16 protein-coding genes are annotated in these 14,707 nt (G+C 68.0%); 6 read left to right on the top strand and 10 right to left on the bottom strand.

Going from position 1 to position 14,707, the window contains the following annotated elements:
- Positions 1 to 115: 115 nt before the first annotated feature.
- The 6 genes from KBI52_RS20055 to KBI52_RS20080 form a co-directional block, all read right to left on the bottom strand.
- On the bottom strand, positions 116 to 460 hold the full coding sequence (locus tag KBI52_RS20055; RefSeq protein WP_210810930.1) for a hypothetical protein: 345 nt from the start codon (positions 458 to 460) through the stop codon (positions 116 to 118).
- A gap of 165 nt (positions 461 to 625) precedes the next feature.
- The gene (gene trmD, locus KBI52_RS20060; protein WP_210810932.1) at positions 626 to 1,309 is read right to left on the bottom strand and encodes a tRNA (guanosine(37)-N1)-methyltransferase TrmD; all 684 of its coding nucleotides are present in this window, start codon (positions 1,307 to 1,309) and stop codon (positions 626 to 628) included.
- Entirely contained in the window at positions 1,306 to 2,010 is a 705-nt protein-coding gene (rimM, locus tag KBI52_RS20065; protein ID WP_173947751.1) for a ribosome maturation factor RimM, read from the bottom strand. Before rimM ends, trmD begins: the two co-directional genes overlap by 4 nt.
- A gap of 5 nt (positions 2,011 to 2,015) precedes the next feature.
- Entirely contained in the window at positions 2,016 to 2,375 is a 360-nt protein-coding gene (gene rpsP / locus KBI52_RS20070) for a 30S ribosomal protein S16 (protein WP_173947752.1), read from the bottom strand.
- Positions 2,376 to 2,448: 73 nt separating this feature from the next.
- Positions 2,449 to 3,996 (bottom strand): signal recognition particle protein, encoded by a 1,548-nt coding sequence (gene ffh, locus KBI52_RS20075; protein ID WP_173947753.1) that lies wholly within the window; start codon positions 3,994 to 3,996, stop codon positions 2,449 to 2,451.
- A gap of 2 nt (positions 3,997 to 3,998) precedes the next feature.
- On the bottom strand, positions 3,999 to 4,214 hold the full coding sequence (locus KBI52_RS20080; RefSeq protein ID WP_173947754.1) for a glutathione S-transferase: 216 nt from the start codon (positions 4,212 to 4,214) through the stop codon (positions 3,999 to 4,001).
- Positions 4,215 to 4,604: 390 nt separating this feature from the next.
- On the opposite strand from KBI52_RS20080, the gene KBI52_RS20085 reads away from it, so the two are divergent.
- A complete protein-coding gene (locus KBI52_RS20085; protein WP_210810934.1) occupies positions 4,605 to 5,669 on the top strand; it encodes an MBL fold metallo-hydrolase in 1,065 nt (354 codons plus the stop codon).
- On the opposite strand, the gene KBI52_RS20090 is transcribed toward KBI52_RS20085, so the two are convergent.
- The gene (locus KBI52_RS20090) at positions 5,626 to 6,297 is read right to left on the bottom strand and encodes an HAD family hydrolase (protein WP_210810937.1); all 672 of its coding nucleotides are present in this window, start codon (positions 6,295 to 6,297) and stop codon (positions 5,626 to 5,628) included. The genes KBI52_RS20085 and KBI52_RS20090 overlap by 44 nt on opposite strands.
- Positions 6,294 to 7,010 carry a GyrI-like domain-containing protein gene (locus KBI52_RS20095; RefSeq protein ID WP_210810942.1) on the bottom strand — a complete coding sequence of 239 codons (717 nt, stop codon included), beginning with the start codon at positions 7,008 to 7,010 and terminating at the stop codon, positions 6,294 to 6,296. Before KBI52_RS20095 ends, KBI52_RS20090 begins: the two co-directional genes overlap by 4 nt.
- A 233-nt stretch (positions 7,011 to 7,243) precedes the next feature.
- Between KBI52_RS20095 and KBI52_RS20100 the strand changes: the two genes are divergently transcribed.
- The 3 genes from KBI52_RS20100 (at position 7,244) to mtaB (ending at position 10,196) form a co-directional block, all read left to right on the top strand.
- Positions 7,244 to 7,981: a sulfite exporter TauE/SafE family protein gene (locus tag KBI52_RS20100; RefSeq protein WP_173947758.1), complete on the top strand. Its 738-nt coding sequence runs from the start codon at positions 7,244 to 7,246 to the stop codon at positions 7,979 to 7,981.
- 77 nt (positions 7,982 to 8,058) lie between these two features.
- The gene (gene dapF, locus KBI52_RS20105; RefSeq protein WP_173947759.1) at positions 8,059 to 8,943 is read left to right on the top strand and encodes a diaminopimelate epimerase; all 885 of its coding nucleotides are present in this window, start codon (positions 8,059 to 8,061) and stop codon (positions 8,941 to 8,943) included.
- Complete coding sequence (gene mtaB, locus KBI52_RS20110; protein WP_173947760.1) at positions 8,943 to 10,196, top strand: tRNA (N(6)-L-threonylcarbamoyladenosine(37)-C(2))-methylthiotransferase MtaB; 1,254 nt, start codon at positions 8,943 to 8,945, stop codon at positions 10,194 to 10,196. The genes dapF and mtaB overlap by 1 nt, the downstream gene beginning before the upstream one ends.
- A 124-nt stretch (positions 10,197 to 10,320) precedes the next feature.
- On the opposite strand, the gene KBI52_RS20115 is transcribed toward mtaB, so the two are convergent.
- On the bottom strand, positions 10,321 to 11,019 hold the full coding sequence (locus tag KBI52_RS20115; protein ID WP_210810944.1) for an RluA family pseudouridine synthase: 699 nt from the start codon (positions 11,017 to 11,019) through the stop codon (positions 10,321 to 10,323).
- A gap of 181 nt (positions 11,020 to 11,200) precedes the next feature.
- Between KBI52_RS20115 and ftsY the strand changes: the two genes are divergently transcribed.
- Complete coding sequence (gene ftsY, locus KBI52_RS20120) at positions 11,201 to 12,565, top strand: signal recognition particle-docking protein FtsY (RefSeq protein ID WP_210810945.1); 1,365 nt, start codon at positions 11,201 to 11,203, stop codon at positions 12,563 to 12,565.
- Positions 12,562 to 13,158 carry a septation protein A gene (locus KBI52_RS20125; protein WP_173947763.1) on the top strand — a complete coding sequence of 199 codons (597 nt, stop codon included), beginning with the start codon at positions 12,562 to 12,564 and terminating at the stop codon, positions 13,156 to 13,158. Before ftsY ends, KBI52_RS20125 begins: the two co-directional genes overlap by 4 nt.
- A gap of 117 nt (positions 13,159 to 13,275) precedes the next feature.
- Here the strand turns inward: KBI52_RS20125 and KBI52_RS34225 are convergent, their stop codons facing one another.
- Positions 13,276 to 14,619: an adenylate/guanylate cyclase domain-containing protein gene (locus KBI52_RS34225; protein WP_173947764.1), complete on the bottom strand. Its 1,344-nt coding sequence runs from the start codon at positions 14,617 to 14,619 to the stop codon at positions 13,276 to 13,278.
- Positions 14,620 to 14,707: the final 88 nt, after the last annotated feature.

Genomic DNA, 14,707 nt, shown 5'->3' on the forward strand with positions numbered 1-14,707 from the left:
CGCGTCTCCCGTTCATCGCCTGAAGGACTTCGGGCGAAGCGGAGCACAGATGGTGCGCGGTTGCAATGCGACCGTGCCGCGACCCGGCCGCATGCGGAAAAGTGAGCGCGTGGCTCTACTTGGTGGCCGGCGGAGCCGTGGCGCCGATCCGGCCGACCATGTCCATGCATTCGGCCTCTTTGCCCTGCTGATCGAGCTGCTTGGCCTGTTGGATCATCTGCATGGACTGGTTATGGCTCTGGCTCTGTCCCGTGACGTTCGCCCCCGGCCCTTGGCCCGGGGTTGAGCCCTGCGTGGCGGACCCTGTGGTCGCGGGCGCGTCCAGGGTCGGGCCTGCGCCCTCCTGCCTGGCCGAGATGGATTTCTCCAGATCGGCGAGCCGCTGCGTGCAGGGTCCCGCGAAGACGGGACCGGCGAGGATGACGGCAAAGGTCGTGCTGAGGAGAAGGCGGCTGACCATATCGACCTCCTTTGATCGAGGTGCCGCCCTTTAAACCCCCGGCCGTGTCCGGCGTTCCGCATCGGGCCGATGCTGGAGCATCGGCCCCGAAAGTGGAATGCACTTTTGGGATCCATCCGATGCTCTGCACCTCGAAGAGCGCATCGTCCGGGACCGCACGACGCGCTAGCGCTCCAGTAGATCCGGCCGGCGCTCGCGCGTGATCCGCTCCGATTCCTCGCGACGCCAGCGCTCGATCAGGGCGTGGTTGCCGGAGAGCAGCACGTCCGGAATCGGCCGTCCCTCCCACTCGCGAGGCCGCGTGTAATGCGGATATTCGAGACGATTCGACTCGAAGCTCTCCTCGGTGCCGGAAGCCTCCTTGCCCATGACGCCGGGCAACAGCCGCACGCAGGCGTCGAGCACGATCATCGCGGCCATCTCGCCGCCGGAGAGCACGTAGTCGCCGATGGAGACTTCCGTCAGGCCGCGGGCCTCGATCACGCGCTCGTCCACGCCCTCGAAGCGCCCGCACACGACGACGACGCCGGGACCGGCCGCGAGCTCACGGACATGGGATTGCGTCAGAGGCCGGCCGCGTGGGCTCATGAGCAGCTTCGGGCGCGGATCGTCGGCCGGAACGTTGGCGTCGATCGCGGCGGCCAGCACGTCGCAGCGGATCACCATCCCGGGACCGCCGCCGGCCGGGCTGTCGTCGACCGTGCGATGACGGCCGAGGCCGTGGTCGCGGATGTTCCTCGCCGCAAGCGACCAGACGCCGCGCGCGAGCGCATCGCCCGACAGGGACATCCCGAGGGGGCCAGGGAACATGTCGGGATAGAGAGTCAGGACGGTGGCGGAAAAACTCACGCCTCGTCCTCGGGTGCGGATTTGGCCGGCTCGAACAGGTCGTCCGGCGGCACGGCCACGATACGCTTGCCCGCGACGTCCACCACCGGCACGAAGGCCTTGGTGAACGGCAGGAAAGCGGTCGGACCCTTGTGCGCCGGTGCGATCTCGAGAAGATCGCCGCCGCCGTAATTGGGCACGTCGATCACGGTGCCGATCACGTCGCCCGCTTCGGTTTGGACCGACAGACCAATCAGGTCGGCGAGCAGGAATTCGTCGTCCTCATCGGGCGGCGGAAGCTTGTCGCGCTCGACGAAAAGCTGCACGCGGTTGAGCGCCTCGGCGGCCTCGCGCGTGGTCACCCGGTCGACGACCGCGATGAGAAGATCGGGCGCGCCGCCGGGGGCGGGCCGCACGGACTTGAGAGAGAAGGTTTGGCCGTCGCCGGCGATCAGGGGCCTGTAGCCGGCGATCGCCTGCGGGGCGCCCGTATGGGATTTCAGCCGCACCTCGCCTTTCAGGCCATGGGCGCGACCGAACTCGCCCACGAGGACGAGATCGTCCCGAACGGGCGCAGGTTTCGGCTCTTCGCGGCGGGGAAGAGGTTTGGACGAGGGAGCCTGCGCGACCTTGGCTCGGTTGACGCCGGCACCCCCACCCCGGTCTTTTTCCAGTCCGGAAAAAGGCGAAGTGGAGCGCTGGTTGGAGCGCTCCTTCTTCATGGTGCTTACGCAGCCTCGCCTTCGCCGGCGGCAGCCGCGGCCGCCTTGGCGTCGGCGCGCTCCTGGGCCTTCTTGCCCGGGACGGCCTTCTGCGGGTTGTTGCGGGCCGGACGCTTCAGGAGGCCGGCGGCATCGAGGAAGCGCAGGACGCGGTCGGTCGGCTGGGCGCCCTTGGCGAGCCAGGCCTGGACCTTCTCGGTCTCGAGAACGACGCGGCCGGCATCGTCCTTCGGCTTCATCGGGTCGTAGGTGCCGACCTTCTCGATGAAGCGGCCATCGCGCGGGGAGCGCGAGTCGGCGACGACGATGCGGTAGTAGGGACGCTTCTTCGCACCACCACGGGTGAGACGGATCTTCAGGGACATGGGAAACTCCTTTTGGTGTCCTGTGATCAAACTTCTTCCGATGCCATTCCCGCCTGGGCGGGGCTGACGAAACCTATTTCTTCTTCCCGAACGGGAAGCCGCCGATGCCGGGCAGGCCCGGGATCTTAGCCCCGCCCAGACCCGGCAGGCCGGGCATGCCCTTGGGCATGGCCGGAAGGCCGCCGGCGCCGCCCGGGAAATCGGGCAGCTTGCCGCCCATCTGCTTCTGCAGCGCCTCGATCTGCTCCGGCGTCGGCTGGGGCATGCCGCCTCCGCCGAGCCCGAACATCTTGCCGAGCGCTCCCGCCATGCCCTTGCCCTTGCCGCCGCCCATCATCTTCATGACGTCGGCCATCTGGCGGTGCATCTTCAGGAGCTTGTTGATCTCCTCGACCTTGGCGCCGGCGCCGGCCGCGATGCGCTTCTTGCGCGAGGCCTTGAGGATGTCCGGGTTGCGGCGCTCGGCCGGGGTCATGGAATCGATGATGGCGCGCTGGCGCTTGATGATCCGGTCGTCGAGATTGGCGTTCTCGAGCTGCGACTTCATCTTGGCCACGCCCGGCAGCATGCCGAGCATGCCGTTCAGGCCGCCGATCTTCTCCATCTGGGCGAGCTGGTCGCGCAGGTCCTCCAGGTCGAACTTGCCCTTGCGCATCTTCTCGGCCATGCGCTGGGCCTGCGCCTGGTCGAAGTTCTCGGCGGCCTTTTCGACCAGCGAGACGATGTCGCCCATGCCGAGGATGCGGTTGGCGACGCGGCTCGGGTGGAATTCCTCGAGTGCATCGACCTTTTCGCCCGTGCCGATGAGCTTGATCGGCTTGCCGGTGACGGCGCGCATGGACAAGGCCGCGCCGCCGCGGGCGTCGCCGTCCATCCTGGTGAGCACGATGCCCGTAACGCCGAGGCGCTGATCGAAGGCACGGGCGGTGTTGACCGCGTCCTGGCCGGTGAGCGCGTCGGCCACGAGAAGAACCTCGTGCGGGCCGGTGGCGGCGCGCACCTCGGCGGCCTCCACCATGAGCGCCTCGTCGACGGTCACGCGGCCGGCCGTGTCGAGCATCACCACGTCGTAGCCGCCGAGACGGGCGGCCTCCATGGCGCGGCGGGCGATCTGCACGGCCGACTGGCCGGCCACGATCGGCAGGGTGTCGACGTCGACCTGCTTGCCGAGCACGGCGAGCTGTTCCATGGCGGCCGGGCGGCGGGTGTCGAGCGAGGCCATGAGCACGCGACGGTTCTCGCGGTCCTTCAGGCGCCGTGCGATCTTGGCCGTGGTGGTCGTCTTGCCCGAGCCCTGGAGGCCGACCATGAGGATGCCGACGGGCGGAACCGCGTTGAGGTCGATGATTTCCGCATCCGAGCCCAGCATCTCCACGAGCTGGTCGTGGACGATCTTGACCACCTGCTGGCCCGGAGAGACGGACTTGACCACCTCGGCGCCGACCGCCCGGGAGCGCACCTTGTCGGTGAAGGAGCGCACCACCTCGAGGGCCACGTCGGCCTCGAGCAGGGCGCGGCGGACCTCACGCAGGGCCGCGTTGACGTCCTCCTCGGTGAGCGCGCCGCGGCGCGTCAGCGAGTCGAGGATGGTGGAAAGCTTCTCGGAAAGGCCTTCGAACATGATCACTCAATTCCTTTTGCGATGAGAGGTACATCGCTCTTCGCAAGGGCCTTTTCAAAGTGGTCGATCGCCGCCTTGAACTTGTCGCGGCAGCCGGGATTGCAGAATCCGACCACCTCGCCGCGATAGAGGGTGAGCGAATCCGCCGCGATCGGCTTCCCCGACCACGGGCAGGTCTCGTTGACCGCGTCCTCGATGCGCAATGCGTCGTCCGACATCCGTTCATCCTCATGCGTCGTGATCCGGCGAGTGCGGTCATGACGGCGTAAAGCAAACCCAAGGAGAAACGCGCCCGAGGGCGCATCGCGCTGTCGGACGTTGACCTCCAGCCTCGCGGGCTGGTCGGCGGCTCAGAAGGGCTCGCACTACAGATTTGCGGTCAGCCCCTAAGGGGAAAAGACCAAGAAGTCAAGGAAAAGGCAGACGATGGAGGATCTTGAGGCTTCGATCGGCTGTCCTCCGGGATCACGCGAAGGCGAGTGTCCCTTCGCCACCAGCATGGGCCCGGCCATGACGCGGCGGATGGTCCGGTGGAACGGCACCGGGACCTCTTGCCGATCAGGCCCGCCGTCCCCACGCTTAAAGCTTCGCCGAGGATTCCTGCTTCCATGAACCGCCGCACCCTTCTCAAAGTCCTTGGGCTTCCTGTCGTGGCCGCAACCGGAGCCCTGGGCTGGATGACCGCCGCCCGGGCGACGAACCGCTATTACCAGGGGCCGGTCACCGACCATTTCGACGGGGTCCGGTTCTTCCTGGCGAACCAGCCGCAGGACAAAGGCTTCCTGGAGCTGGCCCGCTGGCAGCTCGGCGGCGGGCGCAAGGACTGGCCGGACAGCTTCCCGAGCCCGTTCCGGGACAAGCCCCCGGCCGAGGTGCGGGACCTGCGCTCGACCCTGATCGGCCACGCCTCGTTCCTGATCCAGGTAGCAGGGCTCAACATCCTGACCGATCCGGTGTTCTCGGAGCGCGCGAGCCCGGTCTCCTTCGCCGGGCCCAAGCGGGTCAACCCGCCGGGCATCGCCTTCGACGACCTGCCGCAGATCCATGCGGTGCTGATCACGCACAACCATTACGACCATCTCGACACGGACACCCTCGGCCGCCTCTGGCAGCGGTACCGCCCGACAGTGGTCGCGCCGCTCGGCAACGATGCGGTGATCCGGGCCGAGCACCCGGAGATCCCCGTGGAGACCCGGGATTGGGGCGGATCCTTCGATCTGGGGAACGGCGTCACGGCCCATGTCGAGCCCGCCTACCATTGGTCGGCGCGGGGCATCAACGACCGGCGCATGGCGCTCTGGTGCGCCTATGTGCTGACCACGCCGGCCGGCACGGTCTACCACGTCGGCGATACCGGCTTCGGCGACGGAAAAATCTTCCGGGCCGTGCGCGAGCGCTTCGGCAGGCCACGCCTCGCCCATCTGCCCATCGGGGCCTATGAGCCGCGCTGGTTCATGGAGCCGCAGCACATGAACCCGGAGGATGCCGTGAAGGTGCTGGAGATCATCGAGGCCGAGCAGGCGCTGGGCCACCATTGGGGCACGTTCCGGCTCACCAACGAAGGCGTCGACGAGCCGCCGCAGGAACTGGCGGCCGCCCTCCAGGTGGCCGAGATCCCGGAGGCCCGGTTCAGGCCGTTGCGGCCGGGCGAGGCGTGGACCCCGTCAGCCTGAGGATCGGCGCTTCGAGCCCCTGCGGATCCTCCGCGAGGCAGGCCGCGCCCGCGTCCAGCAGCTCTTGCCGGGACCCGTAACCCCAGGTGACGCCGATGGCCGTGATGCCATTGGCCCTGGCCCCGAAGACGTCGTGCTCCCGGTCGCCGATCATGACGGCTCGAGCCGGATCGAAGCGCTCCTGCTCGACGAGGTGCCGGATGAGATCCCGCTTGTCGGCATTCCGGTTGTCGAGCTCGGAGCCGTAGATCGCGGTCAAGAACCGCGAGAGATCGAAATGGTCGAGGATCCGCCGCGCATAGACATGCGGCTTCGAGGTCGCGACGAAGAGGCGGACATCCTTCTCCCGAAGATCCTGGAGCAGATCCGGGATGCCGGCATAGACCTCGTTCTCGAACAGGCCGACGTCGCTGAACCGCTCCCGGTAGAGGCGCAGGGCCTCCGGGGCGTCCCCCGCTCCGCCCAGCAGCTTGGCGAAGCTTGCGATCAGCGGCGGGCCGATCATCCAGGTGAGGTCGTCGACGGCCGGGATGGGCTGTCCGAGCCGCTCGAGGGCGTATTGGATCGACCGGGTGATGCCCGTTTTCGGGTCGGTCAGAGTCCCGTCGAGGTCGAAGAGCGCGATCACTCCTTGGGCTGAACGTAGATGTTCACCTCGAAATTGGTGTCCTGCGAATCGGTGAAATCGCTCACGTATTCCTCGATGAACGCGTCCTTGGCGACGATCTCCTTGATGTCGAGATAGGCCGTGATCGTCTCGTAGGTGCCGTCGATCTCGTCATAGGCGTCCTTGTGCACGAAGCGGAAGGACTTGCCCTCCGGCGTCTTGCCGAACTTGATCTCGGGCGTGAGCTCGGTCTTGCCCTCCGGCACCCGGGCGATCGGCACCATCGCGTCGTACTTGAAACCGTCGTCGTCGGTGTCGACGAAGATCGTTACCGGCCGGCCCGCCGGCGCGATCCCGGCCTTCTTCAGCTCACCGTCGATCTTGGCGAAGGCATTTTTCAGATTGGTGAAGGCATCGTCCCAGGTGCTGGTGCCCGAGAGCACCACCGTGGGCTTCGACACCAGGACGCCCTCCTCCACACCGGACGGATCGCTCGGATTCGGGAACAGGGTCGTGCGGCCCGCCTCCTGGGCGGGCGCAGGCGTGGCGGGCGCGGGGGTGACCGGCGTCTGTGCGCCCTGCGCCTGCGGCACAGCTGGAGAAGGGGCCGGAGCGGCAGGAGCGGCCGGCGTCTCCGTGGCGGCCGGGGGGCTTGCCGGCGGGGGCGTCTGCGCGAGGGCGACGCCTGAGCAAAGGGCGAAAACGAGGAGAAGACCTGAAGAGCGCAGCCGCATGAGAAGGACGCCTTACCCGCGAATCAAGAAGAGAGACGGTGCAGCACCATAGGGGTGTTTTGTTGCAGCGGCGAGGCTGTCCGCGAGCTTCCATGGAGGACGGATTGCAGCAGGCCATCCCCTCATAAGCTGCACAAAAAATCCTCTGGCCGGGAGCCCCGGTCACTCTCGCAACGTCATGCCCTTGGCCTATGCTCAAGCCCCCGTTCGTCTCCGTCGAGGCTGCTCCAGGAATGGAAGACTTTCTGATCTTTGCGCTGATCGGCTTCGGAGCCCAGCTCGTCGACGGGGCGCTCGGCATGGCGTTCGGGGTGCTGTCGACCACGAGCCTTCTCGCCTTCGGCGTGCCGCCCGCCACGGCCAGTGCCGTGACTCACGTGACGGAAATCTTCACCACCGCGGCCTCGGGCGCCTCGCACGTGCTCCACCGCAACGTGAACTGGCGCCTCGTGGCCCGACTCGCGCCGGCCGGCATGCTCGGCGGAGCCGTCGGGGCCTTCATCCTGTCCAGCATCGACGCGAAGACGATCCAGCCCCTGGTGTCCGCCTACCTGATGGCGATCGGCCTCTACATCACGTTCAAGGCGTTCCGCCCGCTCTGGCCCCGGGAGGTCCGGGACTGGATGGTGCCGTGGATCGGCGCCGGCGGTGGTCTGCTCGACGCCATGGGGGGCGGCGGCTGGGGGCCGGTCGTCACGAGCTCGCTGATCGGGCGCGGCCATGCCCCCCGGCAGGTGATCGGCTCCGCGAACCTGACGGAGTTCCTCGTCACATCCGTGGTGTCCGCCACCTTCATCCTCAACCTGGGCTGGTCGGAGCTGAGTTCGGCCGCAGGCCTCATCGTGGGCGGTGTGCTGGCGGCCCCGTTGGGCGGATTCGTGGTCAGCCGGGTGCCGACCCGGCCCCTGATGGTCGCGGTCGGCCTGCTCATCGTGGCGACCAGCATCCCCCGGATCGTGCAGGCCTTCTAGACGATATTGCCGCAGAATTGCCCAGACGCGCGCGACCCCTCTCGCGGTTTCGGGCATTTTGAGCCATATACGCCCCCATGAGTGCCCTTTCGAACAGCCGCTTCCTGAAAATGAACGGTCTCGGCAACGAGATCACCGTGCTCGACCTGCGCGGCTCCGCCCATCGCGTGAGCGCGTCGGAAGCGCGCGCCATCGCGGCCGACCCGCGCTCGCGCTTCGATCAGCTGATGGTGCTGCACGATCCGGTGACGCCGGGCACCGACGCCTATATGCGGATCTACAACACGGACGGCTCGGAATCCGGTGCCTGCGGCAACGGCACCCGCTGCGTCGCCTGGGCGATGACGACGGATCCGATCATGAGCCGCCCGGTCGAGGGTGACCTGGTGCTGGAAACCAAGGCCGGGCTGCTGCCGGTGGAGCGCGTCTCGGACACGGTCTTCACCGTCGACATGGGCCCGCCGCGCCTTGCCTGGAACGAGATTCCCCTGCGGGATCCTTTCCCCGATACCCGAACGATCGCCGTTGACACGACCCTGCCCGACGCACCCGAGCTGCGGGCCCCCTCGGCGGTCGGCATGGGCAATCCGCACGCGATCTTCTGGGTCGAGAACGCCCAGGCCTACGATCTTTCCGCCATCGGCCCGGTGTTCGAGCACGACCCGGCCTTCCCGGAGCGCGCCAACATCTCCTTCGCCCAGGTGACCGGCCCGGAACACATCAGCTTGCGGGTCTGGGAGCGGGGAGCGGGCGCCACCCGGGCCTGCGGGTCCGCGGCCTGCGCGACCCTCGTGGCGGCTTCCCGCAAGGGGCTGACAGGCCGCAAGGCCGTGATCGCGCTTCCCGGCGGCGACCTCGTCATCGAATGGCGGGAGAGCGACGACCATGTCCTGATGACCGGCCCGACCGAGCTGGAACACGAGGGCACCTTCTCCCCGTCCCTGTTCACCGAGGTGGCCTGATGGCGGTCGAGGTCGTCACCTTCGGCTGCCGGCTCAACACCTACGAGTCGGAGGCCATGCAGCGCCATGCGGAGGATGCGGGCCTCGGCGAGGTCGTGATCGTCAACACCTGCGCGGTGACCGCCGAGGCGACCCGCCAGGCGCGCCAGTCGATCCGCAAGCTCGCCCGCGAGAAGCCGGAAGCCCGCATCATCGTGACGGGCTGCGCCGCCCAGGTCGAGCCCGAAACCTTCGCGGCCATGCCGGAGGTCAGCCAGGTCGTCGGCAACCACGAGAAGATGAAGGCCGAGACCTGGACCGGAATGCGCGACTTCGGCTTAGGCGCGAGCGAGAAGGTCCTCGTCAACGACATCATGGCCGTGAAGGAAACCGCCGTGCACCTCATCGACGGCATGCGCGGGCGCACGCGCGCCTTCGTGCAGGTGCAGAACGGCTGCGACCACCGCTGCACCTTTTGCATCATCCCGTACGGCCGCGGCAATTCCCGCTCCGTGCCCATGGGAGCCGTGGTGGAGCAGGTGCGCACCCTCGTGGAGCACGGCTCCCGCGAGGTGGTGCTCACCGGCGTCGACATCACGAGCTACGGCCGGGACCTGCCCGGCGAGCCGAAGCTCGGCACCCTGGTGAAGGGCCTGCTGCGCCACGTGCCGGAGCTGGAGCGCCTGCGCATCTCGTCGATCGATTCCGTGGAGGCGGATGACGATCTCCTTGACGTGATCGCCGGCGAGAGCCGCCTGATGCCGCATCTGCATCTGTCGCTTCAGGCCGGCGACGACATGGTGCTCAAGCGCATGAAGCGCCGCCATCTGCGCAACGACGCCATCGCGTTCTGCGAACAGGTGAAGCGCCTTCGGCCCGACATGGTGTTCGGCGCCGACATCATCGCGGGGTTCCCGACCGAGACCGAGGAGATGTTCTCGCGCTCCCTCTCCATCGTGGACGAATGCGGTCTCACCCACCTCCACGTCTTTCCGTTCTCGCCCCGTCCCGGCACCCCGGCCGCACGCATGCCGCAGGTGGCGCGCGACGTGGTGAAGGACCGGGCACGGCGCCTGCGCGAGAAGGGCGAGGCCGCCCTGCTGAGGCATCTCGGCAGCGAGATCGGGGCGCGCCGCAACGTGCTGATCGAGACCAACCAGCTCGGCCGCACGGAAGGGTTCACCCTGGTGCGCTTCGACAGGCCCGTGACGCCGGGCGCGATCGTGCCGACCACGATCGCCGGCCACGACGGCAAGGACCTGCTGGCGGCCTAGGGTTCCCGTTCAGACCGATCGTCGTCATGGTCGGGCCTGTCCCGGCCATCCCGATCGCTCGAAGCGGGGCGTCTCACCGCATCGGGATCACCGGCACGAGGCCGGTGATGACACGTGGAGGATGTCAGGTCGGACGGCCCGCGCCGCCGACCAAGATGCCGCAAGCCTCCACCCGCTCCCGCATATGCTCCGGCACCCGCGCCTCGACGGTGATCGGCGTCTTCTTCGGATAGAGCGGCACGCTCACGCTGCGGGCGTGCAAATGCAGGCCCGGGCCGCCGAAGCGCGGGGCAGAGCCGTAGATGGGATCGCCCAGGATCGGGAAGTTCATGGCCGCGCAATGGACCCGCAGCTGATGGGTCCGGCCGGTGACGGGTCGCAGCTCCAGGAGAGCCAAGCCCTCGCCCCGCCCCAGCACCCGCCACCGGGTCAGCGAGGGCTGGCCCTTGGGGTCCACCTTCATCCACCAGCCGCGGTCCGGCGATTTCGGTGCGAGCGCCAGGTCGATCTCGCCCTCGTCGTGCGGTCCGCCCTCGACCACGGCCCAGTACACCTTGTCGACCTCGTTCATGCGGAAAAGCTCGTTGAGGCGGGCGATGGCCTTGGGGTGGCGGCCGAGCACCAGGCAGCCCGATGTGTCCTTGTCGAGGCGGTGCGCGGCCTCCGGGCGGCGCGGCAGACCGAAGCGGAGGGCGTCGAGGTGATGGAACAGGGTTTCGCCGCCCTTGGGCCCGGGATGCACCGGCAGGCCGGCAGGCTTGTCGATCACGAGCATCAGGGCATCGCGATACAGCAATCGGCTTACTATCTCTTCCGCATTCATGAGGCCTCGACTAGAGCATCGGTTCCAAAAGTGGAACCCGCTTTTGGCATTGATCCGATGCTTACGCTTCATGCAGACGCATCGTTTGGTGCGGAAAACCGTTTTCCACTTTTCCGCACGATGCGCTATCGAGGCGGCAGCGCTCAATCAAGCACAAGAACGAAAAGGCACAGCAGCACCCATGGCTGACACCAAGCCCGACAAGCCCGGATTCCTCTCCCGTCTGTTCGGGCGCAAGGCCGAAACCCCTGCGGCGGCCCAGCCGGAGACGCAGCAGCCGGCGCCGGAGACGCCGCAGGCCGGAGGCCATCCCGAGACGATGCCCTCCCCGCCGGCGAACGCGGCGGACGACCTGACGGCCGCTCCTCCGACCGTGACGGAGGCCTCCCCTGATACGCCCGAGGAGGCCAAGGCGGCGCCGGAACTGGCCGGGGCGGACCTCCAGCCCGTGGAGGGTCTCGATCCCGAAGGCACCAACCCGCAGGAGCCGCTGCCGCGCATCCTGACCGAGACGGGCCCCGAATTGCGGCCCGACATCACGGCCGCGGACCTGCCGGCCCCCGAGCCGGCGCCCGCCGAGGTGCTCCCTGATCCGGTCCCCGACGCTATGCCGGCAGCACCGCGCGGCTGGTGGCAGCGCCTGACGGACGGCATGCGCCGCACCTCCTCGTCCCTGTCGGACAGCGTCACCGGCCTCTTCACCAAGCGCAAGCTCGACGACGCGACCCTCGAGGAGCTCGAGGATGCCCTGGTCCAGGCGGATCTCGGCGTTCCGGCCGCCATGCGCATTACGGCGGCGATCGCATCGGGCCGCTACAACAAGGAGATCTCGCCCGGGGAGGTGAAGGCGATTCTCGCCGGCGAGGTCGAGAAGGCGCTCCAGCCGGTCGCCCAGGCGCTCGCCATCGACCGGACGAAGAAGCCCTTCGTGATCCTCATGATCGGCGTGAACGGGGCGGGCAAGACCACGACCATCGGCAAGCTGAGCCAGAAGTTCCGCCAGCAGGGCCTCAAGGTGATGCTCGCCGCCGGCGACACCTTCCGGGCCGCCGCCATCGAGCAGCTCAAGGTCTGGGGCGAGCGGGTCGGCGCGCCGGTTCTTGCCCGCGCGCAGGGCGCCGATGCGGCGGGCCTTGCCTATGACGCCCTGCAGGAGGCGAAGGCGAACGGCTCCGACGTGCTCCTCATCGACACGGCGGGCCGCCTGCAGAACAAGGCCGGGCTGATGGCGGAGCTGGAAAAGATCGTTCGCGTGGTCAAGAAGTTCGACCCGACCGCCCCCCACGCCACCCTCCTGGTGCTCGACGCGACGGTGGGCCAGAACGCCATCAGCCAGGTCGAGCTGTTCCAGAAGGCGGCCGGCGTGACGGGCCTCGTCATGACCAAGCTCGACGGCACGGCCCGCGGCGGCATCCTGGTGGCGCTCGCCGAAAAATTCCGCCTCCCCGTCCACTTCATCGGCGTGGGCGAAGGAGTCGAGGACCTGGAGCCTTTCACCGCACGGGATTTCGCAAAAGCCATTGCCGGGTTAGAAGCAACCTCATGACCGACGACAAGCGCCTCCCGCCCCTGCTCAAGCTCGCCCTCGAGCTCGGCCCGCTCGCCCTGTTCTTCCTCGGCAACGCCTATGGGGACCGGTTCGGCTTCCCGGAAGACCACCGCATCTTCGCCGCCACGGGGGTCTTCATCGTGGCGACCGTGATCGCGCTCGGCATCAGCTACGGGCTCACCCGCAAGCTGCCGATCATGCCGATGGTGTCGGGCATCGTCGTGGTGGTGTTCGGCGGGCTCACCCTGTTCCTGCAGGACGAGACCTTCATCAAGCTCAAGCCCACGATCGTGAACACCATGTTCGGGCTGGTGCTCCTCGGCGGCCTCTATTTCCGCAAGCCCCTGCTGCAGATCGTGCTCGACAGCGTGTTCGAGCTCGACGAGGAGGGCTGGCGCAAGCTGACGCTCCGCTGGGCCCTGTTCTTCTTCGCGCTCGCCGCGCTGAACGAGATCGTCTGGCGCACCCAGACCACGGATTTCTGGGTCAGCTTCAAGGTCTTCGGCATCATGCCGCTCACCATCGCGTTCGCGCTGGCGCAGACGCCGCTGCTGCTGCGGCACGAGATCAAGAAGGCGGAAGAGGTCTAACGCTACGCTCTTCCGTTATGGCCGGGCTTGTCCCGGCCATCCAATGCCTTCAAGCGCCATGCCTCGCCAATCGCGATCACCGGCCCAAGGCCGGTGATGACAAGGTGCCGCCGCCCCTCACCCGGCCGGCTTCATCAGCACCATCTTGCGCGTGACGCCCGGCAGCGGATCGCACGCGACCTCGGTCCAGTTGTCGTCCTCGCCGGCCGCCGTGACGGTTTCCTGCGAGGCCAGGAGCTCGCAGCCGGCGCCTTTCGTCGCCTGCTCGATGCGGGACGCGATGTTGACCGTCTCGCCCACCACGGTGAATTCGAGCCGGCTCTCGTCGCCCACCACGCCGCAGAACACGTCGCCCGTATGGATGCCGATGCCCAGGCGCACCGGCGGGTTGAAGCCGCGCTTGGCGTTCCAGCGCTCGATCAGGGTGAGAAGCGTGCGCCCGCAGGCGAGCGCCCGGCCGGCATCGTCCGGGCGCGCGCCCGGCACCCCGAAGAGGATGAGCGCTCCGTCGCCGGTGAACTTGTCGATGACGCCGCCATGGCGGCTCGCCGCCCTCAGGACCCGCCGCCGGAACGACGTGATGAAGACCGCGAGCTGCGCCGGCTCCATGGTCTCGCCGAAGGTGGTCGAGGCGCGGATGTCGACGAAGAGCAGCGTCACGGGGATGCGCCGTCCCTGGCGCAGGGACGCGAAGGCCTGGTCGGTGAGGATTGGCGCGAGCTCGCGCGGCAGGTAGCGGGTCAGCGTCACCCGCAGGGTGGTCTCGCGCACCGCCCGCTCCAGCATCAGCCGTCCCTGGCGCGCCACCAGGATCAGGATCAGGGCGGCGGCAAAGACCATGACGAGGCGGACCATGTTGGCCTGGGCGGAGAACACGCCGATGATCTCGGACAGGTCCTGCTGGCGCTCGGCGGGGCTCAAGTATCCGCTGCCGAAGGCGAGGAGCGACAGGCCGATCACATAGATGGCAGCCACGAAGGCCTGGAGCCGCGGCTGGTAGTGGATTGCCGCCGCCGCCATGGTGATGGGCACCACCCAGGCGACCGGAAAGACCGAGAAGAGGCTGCCGGGGATCCCCAGGCCCCAATGGGTGTAGGCCAGGTTTCCGAGAACCAGGCAGGCATCGAGGATGGCCGTGATGACCGGCAGCCTCTCGATGGCGATGCGCTTCGAGGCGAGCCAGGCGCCGGTCCAGCCGAGAGCGCCGAACAGCACCAGGGTCAGCTCCGCGGCCCAGATCTGCTTGAGCGCCATCGGGTTGGCGAGCTCGACGCTCGCCGTGGTGACCAGGACGGCCATGAGCAGCAGCCCGGCCGTGACCATGCGCGCGAGCCCGGCCCGTTGCAGGGCGCCGGTATCGGCTTCGCGGATCAGCCGGTGCGTGGCATCGCTCAGCACCGGGGTCGTGCGGAGGGAGTCGATCAGGCCCAGGGCGGCACGGATGCGGGATCGAGGGGTCACGGGTTCTTTTTGCTCCCGGAGGGGTTGATCTTGCAGGCCGACACGTGCCTCAACGCCGATGACCAAATGGTTACGCCGTCACGGCCTG

This window comes from Microvirga sp. HBU67558 (assembly GCF_018069605.1).
GTDB lineage: Bacteria > Pseudomonadota > Alphaproteobacteria > Rhizobiales > Beijerinckiaceae > Microvirga > Microvirga terrae.

Bases quoted from the DNA above. Each gene is read 5' to 3' on its own strand.
- KBI52_RS20055 (WP_210810930.1), bottom strand. From the start codon at position 460: ATGGTCAGCCGCCTTCTCCTCAGCACGACCTTTGCCGTCATCCTCGCC.
- rimM (WP_173947751.1), bottom strand. From the start codon at position 2,010: ATGAAGAAGGAGCGCTCCAACCAGCGCTCCACTTCGCCTTTTTCCGGA.
- rpsP (WP_173947752.1), bottom strand. From the start codon at position 2,375: ATGTCCCTGAAGATCCGTCTCACCCGTGGTGGTGCGAAGAAGCGTCCC.
- ffh (WP_173947753.1), bottom strand. From the start codon at position 3,996: ATGTTCGAAGGCCTTTCCGAGAAGCTTTCCACCATCCTCGACTCGCTG.
- KBI52_RS20080 (WP_173947754.1), bottom strand. From the start codon at position 4,214: ATGTCGGACGACGCATTGCGCATCGAGGACGCGGTCAACGAGACCTGC.
- KBI52_RS20085 (WP_210810934.1), top strand. From the start codon at position 4,605: ATGAACCGCCGCACCCTTCTCAAAGTCCTTGGGCTTCCTGTCGTGGCC.
- KBI52_RS20095 (WP_210810942.1), bottom strand. From the start codon at position 7,010: ATGCGGCTGCGCTCTTCAGGTCTTCTCCTCGTTTTCGCCCTTTGCTCA.
- KBI52_RS20100 (WP_173947758.1), top strand. From the start codon at position 7,244: ATGGAAGACTTTCTGATCTTTGCGCTGATCGGCTTCGGAGCCCAGCTC.
- dapF (WP_173947759.1), top strand. From the start codon at position 8,059: ATGAGTGCCCTTTCGAACAGCCGCTTCCTGAAAATGAACGGTCTCGGC.
- mtaB (WP_173947760.1), top strand. From the start codon at position 8,943: ATGGCGGTCGAGGTCGTCACCTTCGGCTGCCGGCTCAACACCTACGAG.
- KBI52_RS20115 (WP_210810944.1), bottom strand. From the start codon at position 11,019: ATGAATGCGGAAGAGATAGTAAGCCGATTGCTGTATCGCGATGCCCTG.
- ftsY (WP_210810945.1), top strand. From the start codon at position 11,201: ATGGCTGACACCAAGCCCGACAAGCCCGGATTCCTCTCCCGTCTGTTC.
- KBI52_RS20125 (WP_173947763.1), top strand. From the start codon at position 12,562: ATGACCGACGACAAGCGCCTCCCGCCCCTGCTCAAGCTCGCCCTCGAG.